A 16,179-nucleotide genomic window follows, 5' to 3' on the forward strand; every position below is an offset into this window, starting at 1 on the left:
AGCCAACGGACGGGGCAGGTTCTCGTTGAGGGAGGATATGGGGCTTCTGGCGCATCCGTCCCAATCACCGGCGCCAATGACGGTGATGGAACCGGGGCGCCCCCGCCGAAGGACGACCGGTGGCCGACGAGACGGTGGAGTTCAGCGTGACGCCGCGAAACGCCAGCGATGGCGCGCCCGGGGCGGTGGCCGCCTTTCCCTATGACCGGATGACCGTGGAGCGTTTCCGCGAGGCCTTTCCCCGCGCCCGGTGGCGCGACGACCTCCAGGCCTGGTTCGTGCCGGGGACCCGCGCGGAGAAGCGCCTGACCGCGTGGATGGGCCGCCAATGGTCCGGCGTGCTCGCCTATGCCGACCAGCGCGGCCGCGACGCATTCGCCTTCGAGCCGATCACGAGCCCCTATCTCGAGGTCGGGGACGGCTTCGTGGTCCGCACCCCCTTCTCGCGGAGCGTGATCGCCGAGTTGCGGGCCGTGCCCTGGGCCCGCTGGGACGCGGCCCTGAAGGCGTGGCGCGTGCCCTTCCGTTCCTTCGAGGAACTGAGCCGGCGCTGGCCCGCCATCGAGGAAGCCGCCCGCCGGGCCGAGCCCGAGGAACGGCGCAAGCGAGAGGAAAGCCGCAAGGCGTCCCCCGAGCACGGGGAAAGGCGGGCCGCGGAGGCCGAGCGCCGGCGCAGCCGCTATCCCGTGCCGGAGGATGCGCTCCCGCCGCTGGACCGCGTGGTGATGACCCATGGGGGATGCGTGGTGTTCGAGGAAGTCAGCGGCGAACTGGCCGAGCCGGCCATCGCCGCCCGCTTCTACCCTGGCGTCGCCGCAGGCGCGGCCACGCTGCTCTGGGCGCGCTGGCGCAGGCCGACCCACGCGGAGCTGGTGGAAACCTGGCCGGCGCGGGCGCCACCGGGCCCGGATGAGCTGGCGCGCGGCTGGTGGCAGCCGGTCATCGAGGTGCTGCGCGAGGAACGCCGCAAGGCGGCATCGCTGGAGCGGGCGCAGGCAACGCGCCGGTTCAGGGCATGATGGGCGCCGCCTGCCGGGCAGGGCCGCATCACGGGCGAGGCGCTGCCGCAGGCGCGGGGCGCGCGGACCAGACGCCCGGGCGGACGGCGACCGCCGTCAGCAGCCCATAGGCCGTCACCCCGAGGGCAACGGCCAGGAACTGCCCGTCCAGCCCCCAGCCCAGCGCGTCCGCGAGCAGCCAGCCGCCGCCCACCGCGATGGAAATCCGCGACAGGCCGGCCGCCACCGGCCAGCGCATGCGTCCGGCGCCCATGGCGGCGAAGTAGAAGGCCATGCCGACGCCGAAGCCCGGCAGCGAAGGCCCGATCACGGCCAGCGCGCGGGTCGCGATGGACACGACCTCGGGGTCCGAGGCGAAGGCCAGCGCCGTTTCGCGCGGGAACAGCGCCACGAGGAGGCCCACCGGTCCGGTGACGGCCAGGGCCAGCATCGCGCCGGTCCAGGCCGTCCGGCGCGCCGTCGCCCAGTCCCCGGCCCCGACCGACCGCCCGACCAGGGCCGTCAGCGCCGATCCGACGCCGAAGGCCAGCGGGATCATCAGGAACTCGAGCCGGGCGGAGACCCCATAGGCCGCGACGGCCGCCGGGCCATGGGACTGGATCCGCGCCGTCACGAGGATGGTGGTGAGGTTGGCCACCGTGGCCAGCGCGCAGGCGACGAGGCCGACGGACAGGATGCGGCTGAACAAGGACCGGCTGAGGCGGATCCGCAGCGTCGGCTTGAAGCCAGCGCCGCCCGCCAGCACCACCGCGCCCTGGCCGATCGTCGCCGCCAGCATGGTGAGCGCGTAGGCGAGGCCGGCCCCGGCCAGGCCCATGCCCGCCGGCTCCGCCAGGGCCCAGGCCAGCGGCGGATAGGCCAGGCCGGTGACGAGCAGGACGCGCGCCGCCAGCGCGTGCCGCCCGCCGCCGCGCAGCACCGAGGCGAGGGTGTTCGCCAGCCAGACCGGGATCGCGCCGAGGCCGAACAGCCAGATCGCATAGGGCGCCGCGGCGTCCGCGACCGCCGCGCCGCCGATCAGGCCGAGCAGCAGGCGCGGGAACCCGGCCAGCGCCACGGCGAAGAGGAGCCCTGCCGTGACTGCGATCAGCACGGCATGCAGCACCAGCGCCGCGGCCTCGTCCGGCCTGCGCGCGCCGAGCGCCCGGGCGACGGCGGACACCACGCCCCCGCCCATCGCGCCCGCGGACATCATCTGCATCAGCAGGGCGAAGGGAAGGACGATGGCCCAGCCGGCCAGGGCCGCGGTGCCCTGGCGCGCCGCGAGCCACGTCTCGAAGAGCTGCCCGCCCGCCTGCACCGCGGCGAGAAGCGTCGTCGGCGCGGCGAGCTTGAGGATGCGGCGCAGCAGCTCCGCGCCGGGAACCGGCGGCGCCAGCGTGGCGGCGAGCGGTGCCGCACCGGCTGGCAAGGCGGTCGAACCCGTGGACATGGCGTGCGTCCTTTGTGGCAGGGTGGTGTCGTCGGTCACGTGAGGGCGGGGCGCGTCATTGGCCGGGCGGCTCGGCCGCCCCGAGATCCGTGTTCACGAGGACCGCGAGGGTCTGGCGCAGCGCGGCGGCCTGCGGGCCGCCAAAGGCCTCGTCGAAGCCGCGCTGCGCGTCCGTCCAGCGCCGGCGCGCCTCGGTCAGGCGCTCTGCACCGGCTTCCGTCACGTCGAGGACGCGGCTGCGCCGGTCCCGCGGGTCGACGCCCACCGCGACGAGCCCGTCGCGCTCCAGCGGGCCGAGATTCCGTCCGAGCGTCGTGCGGTCCAGCACGAGATCGGCCGCGAGTTCGTTGATGGTGCGCGGCCCCAGGCGCTTGAGGCGCGCGAGGATCGAGAATTGCGTCGTGCGCAGCCCCGTCGGGGCCAGGTGGCTGTCGTAGTACTGCGTGACATGCCGCGCGGCCTTGCGGATCGCGAGGCAGTTGCAGAGGCCAGGTTGCGGAAGACCCTTGTCCATCACCGTGCTCCGGGGGCAGCAGGCGGATAATAGGTGCATATACGCCTAATGCAAGGAACTTCGGCAGGAGGGGCTTCGGCCGTGTCAGCCCGTGGCGAGGAGCTGCGCGAGGCTGGCCGAGAGCTCGTCCTTCCGGAACGGCTTTGTCAGCCGGGGAAGGTCCGGCGCGATCCCCTCATTCTCCGCATAGCCAGACACCAGGAGCACCAGCACCTCCGGGCGCGCCGACCGGACCGCGTGGGCCAGACCCGTGCCCGTCATGCCGGGCATGAGGTGGTCGGTGACGAGGAGGTCGAAGGCCTCCCCGTTGTTCACCAAGTGGATCGCCTCCTCGGCGGAGGCAGCCTCGATCACCTCGTAGCCGAGGTCGGACAGCATGTCGGCCGTGCTCAGCCGCACGAGTTCCTCGTCATCCACGAGCAAGGCCCGTCCGCAGGAGCCGGCGTCGGGCACCGCTTCCGGCTCCGCCTCGGCGGCCTCGGGCGCGACGGCGCTTTGCGGCAGCCAGAGTTCAATGTTGGTGCCGAGCCCCGGCCTGCTGTGGATCCGCAGCGCGCCGCCCAGCTGCGAGGCGAGGCCATGCGCCATGGACAGGCCCAGCCCCGTCCCCTTGCCGATGCCCTTGGTGGAGAAGAAGGGCTCGACGGCGCGGGCCGCCGTCGCCTCGTCCATCCCCGTGCCGGTATCCGCCACGGAGAGGCGGATATAGGCGCCCGGCCTCAGGGCGAGGCCGTGGCCGCTGCCCAAGAGTTCGGCGCTGGCCGAGATGCGGAGCGTGCCGCCCTCGGGCATCGCGTCGCGTGCATTCACGGCGAGGTTCAGCAGCGCCATTTCAAGCTGGTTGGGATCGGCCTTGGCGGGCGGCAGGTCTTCCGCCGCCTCGATGGCCACCCGGATCTGCGGTCCCGTCGTGCTCGCCACGAGCTCGGCCATGCCGGCCACGAGCTTCCTCACGTCCACGGGCACGGATTGCAACGGCTGCCGCCGCGCAAAGGCGAGCAGCCGCTGCACCAGCGTCTTGGCGCGCTCCGCCGATTGCGCGGCCCCGGCGATCAGGCGGCGCTCGCGATCGGTGCCGACGCCGCGGCGCTGGAGCATGTCGAGCGCGCCAACGATCGGCGTCAGCAGGTTGTTGAAGTCGTGCGCGACGCCGCCCGTCAGCTGGCCCATCGCTTCCATCTTCTGGCTCTGGCGCAGCGCTTCCTGCGCGGCCTCCAGCTGGGCCTGGCGTTCCTTTTCCGCGGTGACGTCGCGCGTCACCGAATAAAGGTTGCCGCCCTCGGGCACCGCGACCCAGGACAGCCAGCGCCATCCGCCATCCTTGGTGCGGTAGCGATTCTCGAAGCGCAGCACGGAGTTGCCTTCGCGCACCTGCGCGAAGGCCGTGGCGCTCGCGTCCATGTCGTCAGGGTGCACGAAATCCGCATAGGGTCGGTTCTCGAGCTCCTCCGTCCGCCAGCCGAGCGCGCTGGTCCAGGCCGGGTTCACGGCGTCGAAAGTCGCACGGCCGATGTTGACGACGGAAAGCAGGTCGAGGCTGTGCTGCCAGATCAGGCCCCGCTCCCGCGAGCGCTCGACCACCTTGCGCTCGAGATCGGCGTTGAGCGCCAGAAGCGCCTCCTCCGCCAGCTTGCGATCGTGGATGTCCACCGATGCGCCGAACCACCGCACGATCTCGCCCGTCGCCGGATCGCGATGGGGCAAGGCGCGAACCAGGAACCAGCGATAGCTTCCAGATGCCGAGCGGATGCGGTGCTCGACGAGAAAGGCCGTCCCGGTGCGCCGGGCCTCGTCGAAGGCGGCCATCGTGGCGGCGCCGTCCTCGGGGTGCACGTGGTTGGCCGCGACCTCGGGGGCGGTGGTCGACTCGTAGGGGATGCCGGTGTAGTCGGACCACTGCTTGTTGAAGAACTCGGTGCGGCCTTCCGCGTCGGTGATCCAGATGATCTGGGGAATGGCATCGGCCATCAGCCGGAAGCGGGCCTCGCTTTCGCGCAGGTGGTACTCGGCCCTCGCCCGCTCCACCGCCGCCCAGCTCCGGGTGGCGACCTCCTCGATGAGCGCGACCTCGTCCGCCGTCCAGGCATGCGGCTCGCGGTGGTTCACGTAGAGCGAGGCGTGGAAGCGCCCTTCGCGCACGAGCGGCACGGACACGAAGGCGCGGGTCTCGATCGCGTCCCAGCTTTCCTGCACCTGCGCCGGGTCCGCCCGCACATCGGCAACGACCTCCGTGGCGCCGCGGCGCTGCCGTTCGATGCTCGCGAGGCCGAAAGCGTCGGTGCGGAAGAGGCCGAGGATCGGCGCGACGCCATCCGCGTGGCAGGTGGTGCAAAGGATGGTCTCGCCGTCCTCCTGCATCTCGCTGAACCCGACGCGCGAGGCGCCCAGGTGGCGCCCGAGCGCCGCGGCGGTGGCCTCCATGGCCGCGCGTGGCCCCGCCGCGTCGCGCAACCGCTCATCCAGTTCGAGCAGGAAGGCGCGCCGCCGCTCGGCCAGCACCTGCTCCGTGGTTTCCGTGCAGACGCAGAACATGCCGGCCACGACCCCGCCCTCGTCCCGCACCGGCGAGTAGGAGAAGGTGAACCAGGTCTGCTCGTCGAAGCCCTTGCGGTTCATCCGCAGCGGCAGGTTCTCGCGGTAGGTCGCCTGCCCGGCCAGCGCCGCATCGATCAGCGGCGAGATGTCGGGCCAGATCTCGGACCAGATGTCGTGGAAGCGCGCGCCCATGGCCGACGGATGCTTGGCGCCGAGGATTTCCGCGTAGGGGTCGTTGTAGAGGAAGCCGAGTTCCGGCCCCCATGCGACGAACATCGGGAACTTGGAGCCGAGCATCAGCCCGACCACCGAGCGCAGCGATTGCGGCCAAGCCGCCGGCGGCCCCAGCGGCGAGTCCTGCCAGTCATGGGCGCGCATCAGGGCGCCCGCCTCGCCGCCGCCCGTCAGGAACTCGGAATGATGCGCGGGGTCCTGGGCGCCGGCCAGTCGAGGTCCTTTCGATCCTGTCTTCCCATCGGAGCACGGGAAGGGTGAGGCCGTCTTATTGCGCCGGTCCGGGTTCGTCATGACCAAGATGCCCGGCAGGGCAGAGAGTTGCGGCGACCGGCAGGGAAGCCTGCGTGACATCCGCTCCCGACCCCCACCGGTACCATGCGGCCCATTCGCCGTCAGCCCCGCGTCGCGCTCTCCAGCACCTGCCCCGGCCTTGCGGCCAGGAAGCGCGCGGGTTCCAGCCCCGATGCGGCGAGCGCCCCGGCGAGATCCTCGGCCGGACGCGCCACGCCCTCATCCGTCAGGCGGAACGTGCCCCAGTGATAGCCGAGCGCCTGCCGCGCCCCGAGAAGGCGGAAGCCCTCGACGGCCTCGGCCGGGTTCATGTGCTGCGGTTCCATGAACCAGCGCGGCTCGTAGGCGCCGATCGGCAGCAACGCGAGGCCGAGCGGGCCGTGGCGCTCGGCAACGCGGCGAAAGGGCCGGCCTTCGTCGAAGCCGGTGTCGCCCGCGAAGAACACGCCGTCGCCCAGGCCCCGCAGCACGAAGCCGCACCACAGCGCGCGGTTGCGGTCGCCGATGCCGCGTGCGGTCCAATGATGCACCTGCTCCAGCACCGCCTCGACGCCCGGGCCGAGCGGCACGGCATCGCGCCAATCCGCCGTGGTGACGGCGATGGAAGGGTCATGCGCGCGGATCGTCGCGTCGTGGCCGAGCGGGGCGACGATGCGCGGCCGGTCGCGCCGCCAGAGCCGCGCCAGCGTCTCGACGTCGAGATGGTCGTAATGCCCGTGCGAGACCAGCACGGCGTCGATGGGCGGCAGGTCGTCGAAGGCGATGCCGGGCGGATTGGCGCGGCGTGGCCCGACAAAGGAAAAGGGGCTGGCGCGCTCGGACCAGACGGGGTCGGTGAGGATGTTGAGGCCCGCGCCTTGCAGAAGGAAGCTGGCATGGCCGACGAAGCTCACGCGCAAGGCTCGGCCGGCAACGCGCGGTGGCGGGCGGTCGGGCGGAAAGGGGCTGGGATAGGCGTCGGGCCAGTCCTCGCGCTGCCCACCCAGCCGCCAGCGCGCCAGTTCGAGCAGGCTTCGCGGCCCGGCGCCGCCAGGATTGAAGAAGCGCTGCCCGTCGAAATGGTCGCTCACCGGCCCGGCATGGAGCGCGCCCCCGCCGGTGCAGCCACCGAGCCAGGGCAGCGCAGCCAGCAGCGCGCCAAGCTGGCGACGGCGCAGGCGGGTCGGGATGGGTTCGTTGTCGCTTCCCGGCATCGTCCTCCCCCCGGTGAATGCTGACCTCGAACGGCGCAGCCTTCCGGATCCTACGCGTTGCCCGTCGAGGCGCTACGGCACCGAAGGTGGAGCGGCGAAGGCAGGAGGACGCCGGCCAAGGCGGGGCTCGATCGTGAATCCTGGGGCACGGTCTCGACAGGGTTGTGGAAAGCCGCGGGATTCCCTGCCCATGAGGATGATTTCTGGCGGACAGGGTGGGATTCGAACCCACGATAGGCTTTTGACCTATACGCACTTTCCAGGCGCGCGCCTTCGACCGCTCGGCCACCTGTCCGATGGCGGGTTTCTTAGGCCGGCCCGCGCCGCGCGGCAAGCCGGCTGGCCGGGGTCAGGGCAGCTTTGTGGTCTGCGCGATGGCGAGGAGGGCCTTGGGCCGGCTTGCCTTCTCCACGATGCCCGAAAGACCCTCGCGCCGCTCCAGCTCGCCCCACACCTCGTTCGGATGGATGCCTGCGTCCACCAGCAGGACCAGCAGGTGGTAGACCACGTCCGCCGCCTCGCCGATCGTGGCCTCGCGGTTGCGGGCCACGGCCTCGATCACCAGCTCGACCGCTTCCTCGCCCAGCTTCTGCGCCACCTTGGGCGTGCCGCGCTTCAGCAGCCGCGCGGAGTGCGAGGTCGCGGCATCGCCCGCGATGCGCCGCTGCTCCACCGTGTCCCACAGGCGTTGCAGCACCGCCGCACTCCCCTCGCCGCGGGGCGGCAGCGGCGTGAGGTGGGCGGACTCGGCCCGTCGCACCGCCTTGGGAATGCGCGCCTTCACGGCGGGCACGCCCTCGGGCAGCGGCAGCTTCGGCTTCTTCGGGGTGGCCTTCTTCTTCTCGGTCTTCGCCATCAGGCGGCCTCCCTTGCCCGGCGGACCGGAAATCCCTCTCGGTTCAACGCATCCTTGACTTCCGCGATGCGGAAGATCCCGTCATGGAACACGGAGGCGGCAAGAAGACCCGTCGCTCCCGCGCGTGCACCCTCGGCGAAATGCTCCAGCGTCCCCACCCCGCCCGAGGCGATGACGGGCACGCGCACGGCGGCACGCACCGCGCGCAGCAGCTCGAGGTCGAAGCCGGCCTTGGTGCCGTCCCGGTCCATGGAGGTGAGCAGGATCTCTCCCGCCCCCGCCTCGGCCATGCGGCGCGCCCAGCCCACTGCCTCGATCCCCGTCTCGCGCCGTCCGCCATGGGTGAAGATCTCCCAGTGGCTGGGGCGCACCTGCTTCGCGTCCACCGCGACGACGATGCATTGCGAGCCGAAGGCCTCCGCCGCGCGGGTGACGAGGGCGGGGTCGGCGATGGCGGCGCTGTTGATGCTCGCCTTGTCGGCCCCGGCCAGCAGCAGCTTGCGGATGTCCTCCACCGAGCGGACGCCGCCGCCCACGGTCAGCGGGATGAAGACGCGCGACGCGGTGCGCGACACGACGTCCAGCATGGTGTCGCGGTTCTCGTGCGTCGCGGCGATGTCGAGAAAGGTGATCTCGTCCGCGCCCTGCGCATCATAGGCGGCAGCTTGCTCCACCGGGTCGCCCGCGTCGCGCAGGGACACGAAGTTCACGCCCTTCACGACGCGCCCGTCCTTCACGTCCAGGCAGGGGATGATGCGAAGCGCCAGCGGCATCGAGGATGATTTCCACGCTTGTTCAACCGGACGCCAGGTTCCGGCGGAACGAAATGGAACCCCATGCCGCCAGGGTCAAGTGCGGAACTTCACGCAGCCGCCAGGGCCAGCGCCTCGTGCGGGATGATGCGCCCGTCATACAGCGCGCGGCCCAGGATGCAGCCCGCCACCACGCCGGTCTCCTTGAGCGCGCGGATGTCGTCGAGCGACGCGGCGCCGCCCGAGGCGATGACGGGCACTGGAACGTCGCGCGCCAGCGCCGCCGTCGCCTCCACGTTCACGCCGCCCAGCATCCCGTCGCGCGCGATGTCGGTGAAGATGATCGCGGCGACGCCCGCATCGGCGAAGCGCAGCGCGAGGTCGCGCGCGGACAGGTCGCTGGTTTCCGCCCAGCCTTCCGTCGCCACCATGCCGTCGCGCGCGTCGATGCCCACCGCGACGCGGCTCGGCCATTCCCGCGCCGCCGCCCGCACGAAGCCCGGATCCTTCACCGCCGCGGAGCCGAGGATGATCCGCGCCACCCCCGCCTCGATCCAGGCGCGCGCCGTGTCCAGCGTGCGGATGCCGCCGCCCAGCTGCACCGGTGCCGCCGTGGCGGCGAGGATGCGCGACACGGCCTCCGCATTGGCGGGGCGGCCGGCGAAGGCGCCGTCGAGGTCCACCACGTGCACCCAGGGGAAGCCCTGCGCCCCGAACGCAGCGGCCTGGGCGCCGGGATCGGCGGAGAAGACCGTCGCCTCCTCCATCGCGCCGCGCCGCAGCCGGACCACCTCGCCGCCCTTGAGGTCGATGGCGGGATACAGGGTGAAGCTCATTCGATCGGTCCCAGCGCCGCCTCGGTGGAGCGGCCGCGCGGCGTTTCCAGCACGCGGTAGTAGAAGAAGCCCGAAACGGTCTGGCCATTCACCCGCGCATAGGCGGGATGGGTGCCCCAGCGCGTGTAGCCAAGCCCCTCGAACAGGGTGATGGCGGTCTCCTGCGTCGCCCGCACGTCGAGGTTCAGCACCCGCACGCCCTGCGCCGCCGCCCGCTCCTCCAGCCGCCGCACCAGCAGCCGCGCGAGGCCGTGGCCGCGCGCATAGGGGGCGATGAAGGCGTGGGTCAGGGTGGCGCTGAAGGCCTGCGCCTCGTTGTTGCGGGGCGGGCGGACCAGCTGCGCGGAGCCCACGACCTCGCCATCCAGCCGGGCGATGAACAGCTCGCGCTCGGGCACCAGCAGGGCGCCGCGGAAATGGCGTTCCAGCGCGGCGCGGCTTTGCGCCTCCACCCAGCCGAAGCCGCCGCCTTCCATGATGGCGGCGTTGGTCGCCTCGCACAGCGCGGCGAGGTCATGCGGATCGAGCGATTCGGCGCGCTCGACCGCGAGGCGGTGCGTCACGGTCGCCATGCGAGGAAGTTCCGCAGGATGGAAAGGCCGGTGGCGGCCGATTTCTCGACGTGGAACTGGGTGCCCGCGATGTTGCCCTCGCCGACGATGGCGACCACCGGGCCGCCGTAATCCGTGGTCGCCAGCACCTGGTTCGACGCCGTGCCGCGCCAGGAATAGGAATGGACGAAATAGGCGTGGTCGCCCGGTTCCAGCCCCGCCAGCAGCGGGTGCGCGCCCGGCGCGAAGTCCAGCCCGTTCCAGCCCATCTGCGGCAGGGGCAGCGCCTCGCCCTCAAGGCCGCGCGGGTCCATCGGCGCGACCTCGCCCTGCAACCAAGCGAGGCCGGGGGTTTCCCCGTGCTCCAGCCCCCGCTCGGCCAGGAGCTGCATGCCGACGCAGATGCCCAGGAAGGGCGTCGCGCGCACCCGCACCGCCTCGTAGAGCGCACCGACCATGCCCTCCAGCGCGTCCAGCCCGGCGCGGCAGGCGGCGAAGGCGCCCTGCCCCGGCATGATGATCGCATCCGCGCCGTGCAGCGCCGAAGCCTCGCGCACCAGCTCCACCTGGAGCGGCGCTTCGGCCGCGCGCTCCACCGCCCGCCGCACGGAGGCGAGGTTGCCCGAGCCCGGGTCCACGATGACCACGCGCCTCATCGCCAGAGCGCCGCCACGGCGGGCGCCTTGCGGAAGAGCCGCGCCAGCGCCGACTCCTCGTCCTTCGCCAGCACCACGTGGGAGAGGCGCCAGCCGCGCCGCTCCATCGTCCAGCGCCGGAGATCGCGCCCGTGCAGCCCCAGCAGGATGTGCGCGGCCAGCACCAGCGCCAGCCCCATCGATCCCGGCACGAAGTTCAGCGCCACCAGCAGCAGGAACGCCGCCAGCCCGGCGAGCCAGCATCGGTGCCACCACAGCCAGAAGGGGCCGAACAGGAAGGCGCCCCAGGAAAAGCCCTCGCGCAGCAGCACGGGGCCCTTCGCCGCGCCCTCGGGCGGCAGGTGCAGGGTCCAGCTGCGCATCAGGCCTCCAGAACGCCCTTGGTGGAGGGAACGGAATCCGCCGCGCGCGGGTCGGGCTCCACCGCCATGCGCAGCGCCCGCGCCACCGCCTTGAAGCAGGCCTCGGCGACGTGGTGCGCGTTGGTCCCGGCCTTGAGCGTCACGTGCAGCGTGATGCCGGCATTGAAGGCGAAGGCGCGGAAGAACTCCTCAAAGAGTTCCGTGTCCATCTCGCCGACCTTGGGGCGCGCGAAGGGCACGGTCCAGGCCAGGAAGGGCCGGCCGGAAATGTCCAGCGCCGCCTCGGCCAGCGCCTCGTCCATCGGCAGGATGGCGTGGCCGTAGCGGCGGATGCCGCGCTTCTCGCCCAGCGCCTGCCGCAGCGCCTGGCCCAGCACGATGCCGCAATCCTCCGTGGTGTGGTGGAAGTCGATGTGGAGGTCGCCCTTCGCCTCCAGGTCGAGGTCCAGCAGGGCGTGGCGCGTGAGCGCGTGCAGCATGTGGTCCAGGAAGCCGATGCCCGTGGCGATGCGCGCCTCGCCCGTCCCGTCCAGGGACAGGCGGGCGGAGATGTCGGTCTCGGCGGTGCGGCGCGTGATCGTGGCTTGGCGGGGCGGCATGGCCTGGGTTGTCTAGTCCCGGCGCGGCCGGATGGCTACACAGGGGCGATGAGACCTGCCGCCTTCCTGGACCGCGACGGCGTGCTGATCGAGGACACGGGCTACCCCCACCGCCCGGAGGAGGCGCGCCTCATCCCCGGCGCCCTGGCCGGGCTGCGGCGGCTGCACGAGGCCGGGCTGGCGGTCTGCGTCGTCACCAACCAGGCCGGGGTCGGGCGCGGCCTCTACGGGGAGGCGGACGTGGCGCGGATGCATCTGTGGCTGCGCGACCTGGCGCGCGAGGCCGGGGGGCGGATCACCGCCTTCGCCCATTGCCCGCACCACCCGGAGGCAGGGCAGGGCCACTACCGGCGCGATTCGGAGCGCCGGAAGCCCGGGCCCGGAATGATCCTCGACCTCCTGCGCTTCTTCCCCCTGCGGCGCGAGGGCTCCTTCATGGTCGGCGACCGCGACACCGACCTCCGGGCTGCTGCGGCGGCGGGCATCCCGGGGCACCTGTTTCCCGGCGGGGACCTGGATGAATTCGTGGCCGGGATCCTCGGCCGGTGAGCGGGTTCCTGGCCGCGGCCTATCCCTGGACCAAGTCGCTGCACGTCATTTCCATGGTGGCGTGGATGGCGGGGCTGTTCTACCTGCCGCGCCTGTTCATCTACCACCACCAGGTCCCGGGCGACGGGACGGAGCATCAGCGCTTCGTGCTCATGGAGCGGCGCCTGCTGCGCGCCATCATGAACCCGGCCATGATCGCCACCTGGGTGTTCGGCCTGCTGCTGGTCCTCACCCCCGGCGTGGTGGATTGGCGGGCCGGGTGGTGGCACGCCAAGCTGTCCTCCGTCCTGCTGATGACCGGCTTCCACATGGTGCTGGCCCGGCAGCGCCGCGGCTTCGAGGCGGGGGGCCGCCCCCTGACCGAGCGCGGCTGGCGCTTCCTGAACGAGGTGCCGACCCTGCTGCTGATCGTCATCGTCACCATGGTCATCGCGAAGCCGTTCTGATCATGGGCCGCGCCGCAGCCGCCTCGGCCGCTGCTTTCTTCATGGCCTTCGCGGCGGAGCTGGCGCTGCTGCCGCTGGCCGTCGCCCTCGCCCCCGCGCTGCCGCTGATGGCGGTGCTGGTCGCGCCCGCGATGGAGGAGGGGGCTAAGCGCCTTTGCGTCGCCTGGTTCCGCCTGCCGTGGCTGCCGGTCGGGCTGGGCTTCGGGCTGCTGGAGGGCGGGTTCAAGCTTTGGCAGAGCGGCGCCTGGGCCGGCGGGCTGGCCTCCGTCGCCCTGCACGCGGCGCTCGCCGGGTTCGCCGCCCGCTATGGGGTGCTGCGCGCCTCCCTGCCCCTCCATGCCGGGTTCAACGCGCTGGTGATCGCATCGGAAGTCGGGCTGGGCCTGCCGGCCGAGGGGGCGGCGCTCGGCCTGGCGCTGGCCCTGCTCCTGGCTTCCCGCCGCCTGCCGGTTGACGCGGGGCAGCGCCCTGCCTAGCTTCGGGGGGCCGTCGCTCCGCGCCGGCTCCTCCCTTCCGTCCGCCGCCGATGCGTCACAGCCCTGCGGGGCCTGCCGTGTCCGCCGCCCGCATCCCCATTCCGGACATCCGATGCACCTTTCCGAACTCAAGGCCAAGACGCCGCCCGAACTCCTCGCCTTCGCCGAGGAGCTTGGCGTCGAGAACGCCTCCGTCCTCCGCAAGCAGGACATCATGTTCGCCGTCCTCAAGACGCTCGCGGACAACGACCAGGCCATCTATGGCGATGGCACGCTCGAGATCCTTTCCGACGGCTTCGGCTATCTCCGCTCGCCGCAGGCGAACTTCCTCCCCGGTCCCGACGACATCTACGTGAGCCCGGCGCAGGTGCGCCGCTTCGGCCTGCGCACCGGCGATACGGTCGAGGGCCAGATCCGCGCCCCCAAGGATGGCGAGCGCTACTTCGCCATGCTGAAGGTGACGGCGGTGAATTTCGAGCAGCCGGAAGCGCTGCGCCACCGTATCAACTTCGACAACCTCACCCCGCTCTACCCCAACCGGCGCCTCCAGATGGAGAATCCGGAGCTGGAGGCGACGCCTGCCGCCAAGGGCGCGATGAAGGACATGACGCACCGCGTCATCGACCTGATCGCCCCCATCGGCATGGGCCAGCGCGCGCTGATCGTGGCGCCGCCGCGCACCGGCAAGACGGTGATGCTGCAAACCATCGCCAAGAGCATCACCGCCAACAACCCCGACGTCTTCCTCATGGTGCTGCTGATCGACGAGCGGCCGGAGGAAGTGACCGACATGGCCCGCACCGTGCGCGGCGAGGTCGTGGCCTCCACCTTCGACGAGCCGGCGACGCGCCACGTCCAGGTGACGGAGATGGTGCTGGAGAAGGCGAAGCGCCTGGTCGAGCACAAGCGCGACGTGGTGATCCTGCTGGATTCCATCACCCGCCTGGGCCGCGCCTACAACTCGGTCGTGCCCTCCTCCGGCAAGGTGCTGACGGGCGGCGTGGACGCCAACGCGCTGCAGCGGCCGAAGCGCTTCTTCGGCGCGGCGCGCAACATCGAAGAAGGCGGCTCGCTCACCATCATCGCCACCGCGCTGATCGACACCGGCAGCCGCATGGACGAGGTGATCTTCGAGGAGTTCAAGGGCACCGGCAACTCGGAGATCGTGCTGGACCGCAAGCTCTCCGACAAGCGCGTCTTCCCGGCGATCGACATCACCAAGAGCGGCACCCGCAAGGAGGAGCTGCTGGTGGATCGCGGCACGCTCAGCAAGATGTGGGTGCTGCGCCGCATCCTGAACCCGATGGGCGTGCAGGATGCGATGGAGTTCCTGCAGGACAAGCTGAAGTACAGCAAGACCAACCAGGACTTCTTCGACGCCATGAACACCTGAGCGCTTCGCGCTCAGGTCATTTGCCTGCCCTCGGGCGCCGGGCCTCTTGGCTCGCGCGCTCAGGCAAGGGCGCGGCCGGGAAGGTGCCGAGCCGCGCGCCGGCCGCGTTGCGGCCGGAGGAAGGACCGAGGCCGGTCGTCTAGCTGCCCGGCTTCATTAGCGTCTTCACCTCTTCCATCGCCTCGGTGAAGCGTCGATTGAGCAGGCCGACCGCCTCGCCGTTGCTCTTCTGGATGAGGTCGGCGATCTCCCTCATGTTCGACACGGCGCGCTCATAGGCCGCCTTCATCATCTCCGCCTGCTGCGCCGCCTTGGCCTGGGGCGAGGCCTCTGCGGAGGCCAGGCGCTGCGCCGCCTCGGTCATCTCCGTCATGGTCTGCTGCAGCATTTCCATGTTGCGCCGGGCCAGGGCCTGCGCCCCTTCCATCGCGACACGGTTCGCAGCGGCCAAGGCTTCCAGGTTGCGTCGCTGCGCCTCCGCCAGAGCCTGCATGTCGGGCATCTGCCCGAAGCCCTTCATCATCTCGTTCATGTTGAAGCCCGACATCGCGCTCTCCTCCGTGGGTGAAGCCTTGCTGCCTGGACAGGCACAAGCACCCTAGGAAGGGGAACGCGCGGAGGTCAAACGGGTTCGGGCGGGGTTTCCTCCGGCATCTGCACCGGCGCCTCGCCCAGCCCCAGGATCCGGGCCGCGCGGTCGGCCCGGTCCAGGGTGCGGTCCAGCGCCGCCATGGTGCCGGAAAGGTCGGGGTTCTCGTCGCGCGACCAGGCACGCAGCGCATCGAGCCACACGAGGCCCAGCCCCTTGATCCGCGCCAGCCCCCGCACGCCGGACGCGTTGATCCCCGACGCCTCCAGCATCCAGGCCATGGAGGCCGCGGTTTCCGCCGCCAGGAACATCGCCGTCAGGGGGGCGCCCGGCAGGTCGCGCAACAGGCGCAGGACGCCATCGCGATGCGGCTGCAGCTCGTCGAGGCGCCGCATGATCGCGTCGAACAACCGGTCGCGCGGCGTGGAATGCGGGTCGTCCACCGTGCCTTCCAGCACGGCGGCGTCCACCGCACGGGCATGGGCGACCAGGATGGCGTGTGGCGTGGTGAAGCGCCGCCGCAGCGCGGCGCTGGTGATGCCGGCCTCCGCCGCCACCTCGCGCATGGACAGGCGGTGCCAGCCCTGGCTGGCGAGGACGCGCCAGAAGGCGGCGATCACCGCGGCATCGGCGTCGGAAGGAAGGGCGTTGGGGCTGTCGGTCGCGCTCATGCGGCGGGATGGTGCAACGGCGCGGGCCGCCGCCTCAACCCTTCTTGCGGTCGCCCTTGTCGCCCTGGCCCTTCTTGGCTTCCATCGAGGCCTTCCGCTTCACGTCCTGGCTCAGCGAGCGGCCCACGTCGTCGGATTCCTTGAACCGGCCCTCCTCGTCGCGCCGCACGTAGCGCTTGTCGGTTCCGGTATCGATCAACTCGCGTTTCGAGTCGGCCATCG

General features: G+C 71.7%; 19 protein-coding genes and 1 tRNA gene. 5 read left to right on the forward strand and 15 right to left on the reverse strand.

Annotated elements, in window-relative coordinates:
• The first annotated feature begins 119 nt into the window (after nucleotides 1-119).
• The gene (locus OF850_RS13490) at nucleotides 120-1,019 is read left to right on the forward strand and encodes a hypothetical protein (RefSeq protein ID WP_301590734.1); all 900 of its coding nucleotides are present in this window, start codon (nucleotides 120-122) and stop codon (nucleotides 1,017-1,019) included.
• A 28-nt stretch (nucleotides 1,020-1,047) separates the two neighbouring features.
• Here OF850_RS13490 and OF850_RS13495 read toward each other — a convergent pair whose 3' ends face one another.
• From OF850_RS13495 to hisB, 12 genes are all read right to left on the reverse strand, one after another.
• The gene (locus tag OF850_RS13495; RefSeq protein WP_301590735.1) at nucleotides 1,048-2,451 is read right to left on the reverse strand and encodes an MATE family efflux transporter; all 1,404 of its coding nucleotides are present in this window, start codon (nucleotides 2,449-2,451) and stop codon (nucleotides 1,048-1,050) included.
• 55 nt (nucleotides 2,452-2,506) lie between these two features.
• A complete protein-coding gene (locus OF850_RS13500) occupies nucleotides 2,507-2,965 on the reverse strand; it encodes a MarR family winged helix-turn-helix transcriptional regulator (RefSeq protein WP_301590736.1) in 459 nt (152 codons plus the stop codon).
• Between the two features lie 84 nt (nucleotides 2,966-3,049).
• Nucleotides 3,050-6,028: a PAS domain-containing protein gene (locus tag OF850_RS13505; protein ID WP_301590737.1), complete on the reverse strand. Its 2,979-nt coding sequence runs from the start codon at nucleotides 6,026-6,028 to the stop codon at nucleotides 3,050-3,052.
• 101 nt (nucleotides 6,029-6,129) lie between these two features.
• On the reverse strand, nucleotides 6,130-7,221 hold the full coding sequence (locus OF850_RS13510) for an MBL fold metallo-hydrolase (protein WP_301590738.1): 1,092 nt from the start codon (nucleotides 7,219-7,221) through the stop codon (nucleotides 6,130-6,132).
• A 204-nt stretch (nucleotides 7,222-7,425) separates the two neighbouring features.
• Nucleotides 7,426-7,516: transfer RNA gene (locus OF850_RS13515), tRNA-Ser, on the reverse strand.
• 54 nt (nucleotides 7,517-7,570) lie between these two features.
• Complete coding sequence (locus OF850_RS13520) at nucleotides 7,571-8,077, reverse strand: phosphoribosyl-ATP diphosphatase (protein ID WP_301590739.1); 507 nt, start codon at nucleotides 8,075-8,077, stop codon at nucleotides 7,571-7,573.
• Nucleotides 8,077-8,850 carry an imidazole glycerol phosphate synthase subunit HisF gene (hisF, locus tag OF850_RS13525; protein ID WP_301590740.1) on the reverse strand — a complete coding sequence of 258 codons (774 nt, stop codon included), beginning with the start codon at nucleotides 8,848-8,850 and terminating at the stop codon, nucleotides 8,077-8,079. The genes OF850_RS13520 and hisF overlap by 1 nt, the downstream gene beginning before the upstream one ends.
• A gap of 89 nt (nucleotides 8,851-8,939) precedes the next feature.
• Nucleotides 8,940-9,665: a 1-(5-phosphoribosyl)-5-[(5-phosphoribosylamino)methylideneamino]imidazole-4-carboxamide isomerase gene (hisA, locus tag OF850_RS13530; protein ID WP_301590741.1), complete on the reverse strand. Its 726-nt coding sequence runs from the start codon at nucleotides 9,663-9,665 to the stop codon at nucleotides 8,940-8,942.
• Nucleotides 9,662-10,237: a GNAT family N-acetyltransferase gene (locus OF850_RS13535; protein ID WP_301590742.1), complete on the reverse strand. Its 576-nt coding sequence runs from the start codon at nucleotides 10,235-10,237 to the stop codon at nucleotides 9,662-9,664. The genes hisA and OF850_RS13535 overlap by 4 nt, the downstream gene beginning before the upstream one ends.
• The gene (gene hisH, locus OF850_RS13540; RefSeq protein ID WP_301590743.1) at nucleotides 10,225-10,872 is read right to left on the reverse strand and encodes an imidazole glycerol phosphate synthase subunit HisH; all 648 of its coding nucleotides are present in this window, start codon (nucleotides 10,870-10,872) and stop codon (nucleotides 10,225-10,227) included. The genes OF850_RS13535 and hisH overlap by 13 nt, the downstream gene beginning before the upstream one ends.
• Nucleotides 10,869-11,234: a DUF2628 domain-containing protein gene (locus tag OF850_RS13545; RefSeq protein ID WP_301590744.1), complete on the reverse strand. Its 366-nt coding sequence runs from the start codon at nucleotides 11,232-11,234 to the stop codon at nucleotides 10,869-10,871. The genes hisH and OF850_RS13545 overlap by 4 nt, the downstream gene beginning before the upstream one ends.
• Nucleotides 11,234-11,833, reverse strand: coding sequence for an imidazoleglycerol-phosphate dehydratase HisB (gene hisB, locus OF850_RS13550; protein ID WP_301590745.1), 600 nt, complete (start codon nucleotides 11,831-11,833; stop codon nucleotides 11,234-11,236). The genes OF850_RS13545 and hisB overlap by 1 nt, the downstream gene beginning before the upstream one ends.
• Nucleotides 11,834-11,881: 48 nt before the next feature.
• Between hisB and OF850_RS13555 the strand changes: the two genes are divergently transcribed.
• The 4 genes from OF850_RS13555 (at nucleotide 11,882) to rho (ending at nucleotide 14,697) form a co-directional block, all read left to right on the forward strand.
• Entirely contained in the window at nucleotides 11,882-12,382 is a 501-nt protein-coding gene (locus OF850_RS13555; RefSeq protein WP_301590746.1) for a D-glycero-alpha-D-manno-heptose-1,7-bisphosphate 7-phosphatase, read from the forward strand.
• Complete coding sequence (hemJ, locus tag OF850_RS13560; protein WP_301590747.1) at nucleotides 12,379-12,828, forward strand: protoporphyrinogen oxidase HemJ; 450 nt, start codon at nucleotides 12,379-12,381, stop codon at nucleotides 12,826-12,828. Before OF850_RS13555 ends, hemJ begins: the two co-directional genes overlap by 4 nt.
• A gap of 2 nt (nucleotides 12,829-12,830) precedes the next feature.
• Nucleotides 12,831-13,304 carry a hypothetical protein gene (locus tag OF850_RS13565; protein WP_301590748.1) on the forward strand — a complete coding sequence of 158 codons (474 nt, stop codon included), beginning with the start codon at nucleotides 12,831-12,833 and terminating at the stop codon, nucleotides 13,302-13,304.
• A gap of 112 nt (nucleotides 13,305-13,416) precedes the next feature.
• Entirely contained in the window at nucleotides 13,417-14,697 is a 1,281-nt protein-coding gene (gene rho / locus OF850_RS13570; protein ID WP_301590749.1) for a transcription termination factor Rho, read from the forward strand.
• A gap of 139 nt (nucleotides 14,698-14,836) precedes the next feature.
• On the opposite strand, the gene OF850_RS13575 is transcribed toward rho, so the two are convergent.
• The 3 genes from OF850_RS13575 to OF850_RS13585 form a co-directional block, all read right to left on the reverse strand.
• Complete coding sequence (locus OF850_RS13575) at nucleotides 14,837-15,244, reverse strand: phasin family protein (protein WP_301590750.1); 408 nt, start codon at nucleotides 15,242-15,244, stop codon at nucleotides 14,837-14,839.
• Between the two features lie 74 nt (nucleotides 15,245-15,318).
• The gene (locus tag OF850_RS13580) at nucleotides 15,319-15,957 is read right to left on the reverse strand and encodes a TetR/AcrR family transcriptional regulator (RefSeq protein WP_301590751.1); all 639 of its coding nucleotides are present in this window, start codon (nucleotides 15,955-15,957) and stop codon (nucleotides 15,319-15,321) included.
• A 34-nt stretch (nucleotides 15,958-15,991) separates the two neighbouring features.
• Nucleotides 15,992-16,177 carry a hypothetical protein gene (locus tag OF850_RS13585; RefSeq protein WP_301590752.1) on the reverse strand — a complete coding sequence of 62 codons (186 nt, stop codon included), beginning with the start codon at nucleotides 16,175-16,177 and terminating at the stop codon, nucleotides 15,992-15,994.
• Between the last annotated feature and the right edge of the window lie 2 nt (nucleotides 16,178-16,179).

This window comes from Sabulicella glaciei, from assembly GCF_026183895.1.
Taxonomy (GTDB): Bacteria; Pseudomonadota; Alphaproteobacteria; order Acetobacterales; family Acetobacteraceae; genus Roseococcus; species Roseococcus glaciei.

What these genes read in the sequence shown, in the direction of transcription:
- OF850_RS13555 (WP_301590746.1), top strand. Translation starts at nt 11,882, where the DNA reads ATGAGACCTGCCGCCTTCCTGGACCGCGACGGCGTGCTGATCGAGGAC.
- OF850_RS13565 (WP_301590748.1), top strand. Translation starts at nt 12,831, where the DNA reads ATGGGCCGCGCCGCAGCCGCCTCGGCCGCTGCTTTCTTCATGGCCTTC.
- OF850_RS13500 (WP_301590736.1), bottom strand. Translation starts at nt 2,965, where the DNA reads ATGGACAAGGGTCTTCCGCAACCTGGCCTCTGCAACTGCCTCGCGATC.
- rho (WP_301590749.1), top strand. Translation starts at nt 13,417, where the DNA reads ATGCACCTTTCCGAACTCAAGGCCAAGACGCCGCCCGAACTCCTCGCC.
- OF850_RS13580 (WP_301590751.1), bottom strand. Translation starts at nt 15,957, where the DNA reads ATGAGCGCGACCGACAGCCCCAACGCCCTTCCTTCCGACGCCGATGCC.
- OF850_RS13585 (WP_301590752.1), bottom strand. Translation starts at nt 16,177, where the DNA reads ATGGCCGACTCGAAACGCGAGTTGATCGATACCGGAACCGACAAGCGC.
- OF850_RS13505 (WP_301590737.1), bottom strand. Translation starts at nt 6,028, where the DNA reads ATGACGAACCCGGACCGGCGCAATAAGACGGCCTCACCCTTCCCGTGC.
- hisA (WP_301590741.1), bottom strand. Translation starts at nt 9,665, where the DNA reads ATGAGCTTCACCCTGTATCCCGCCATCGACCTCAAGGGCGGCGAGGTG.
- hisF (WP_301590740.1), bottom strand. Translation starts at nt 8,850, where the DNA reads ATGCCGCTGGCGCTTCGCATCATCCCCTGCCTGGACGTGAAGGACGGG.
- hisH (WP_301590743.1), bottom strand. Translation starts at nt 10,872, where the DNA reads ATGAGGCGCGTGGTCATCGTGGACCCGGGCTCGGGCAACCTCGCCTCC.
- OF850_RS13510 (WP_301590738.1), bottom strand. Translation starts at nt 7,221, where the DNA reads ATGCCGGGAAGCGACAACGAACCCATCCCGACCCGCCTGCGCCGTCGC.
- OF850_RS13575 (WP_301590750.1), bottom strand. Translation starts at nt 15,244, where the DNA reads ATGTCGGGCTTCAACATGAACGAGATGATGAAGGGCTTCGGGCAGATG.
- OF850_RS13535 (WP_301590742.1), bottom strand. Translation starts at nt 10,237, where the DNA reads ATGGCGACCGTGACGCACCGCCTCGCGGTCGAGCGCGCCGAATCGCTC.
- OF850_RS13520 (WP_301590739.1), bottom strand. Translation starts at nt 8,077, where the DNA reads ATGGCGAAGACCGAGAAGAAGAAGGCCACCCCGAAGAAGCCGAAGCTG.
- OF850_RS13545 (WP_301590744.1), bottom strand. Translation starts at nt 11,234, where the DNA reads ATGCGCAGCTGGACCCTGCACCTGCCGCCCGAGGGCGCGGCGAAGGGC.
- hisB (WP_301590745.1), bottom strand. Translation starts at nt 11,833, where the DNA reads ATGCCGCCCCGCCAAGCCACGATCACGCGCCGCACCGCCGAGACCGAC.
- OF850_RS13495 (WP_301590735.1), bottom strand. Translation starts at nt 2,451, where the DNA reads ATGTCCACGGGTTCGACCGCCTTGCCAGCCGGTGCGGCACCGCTCGCC.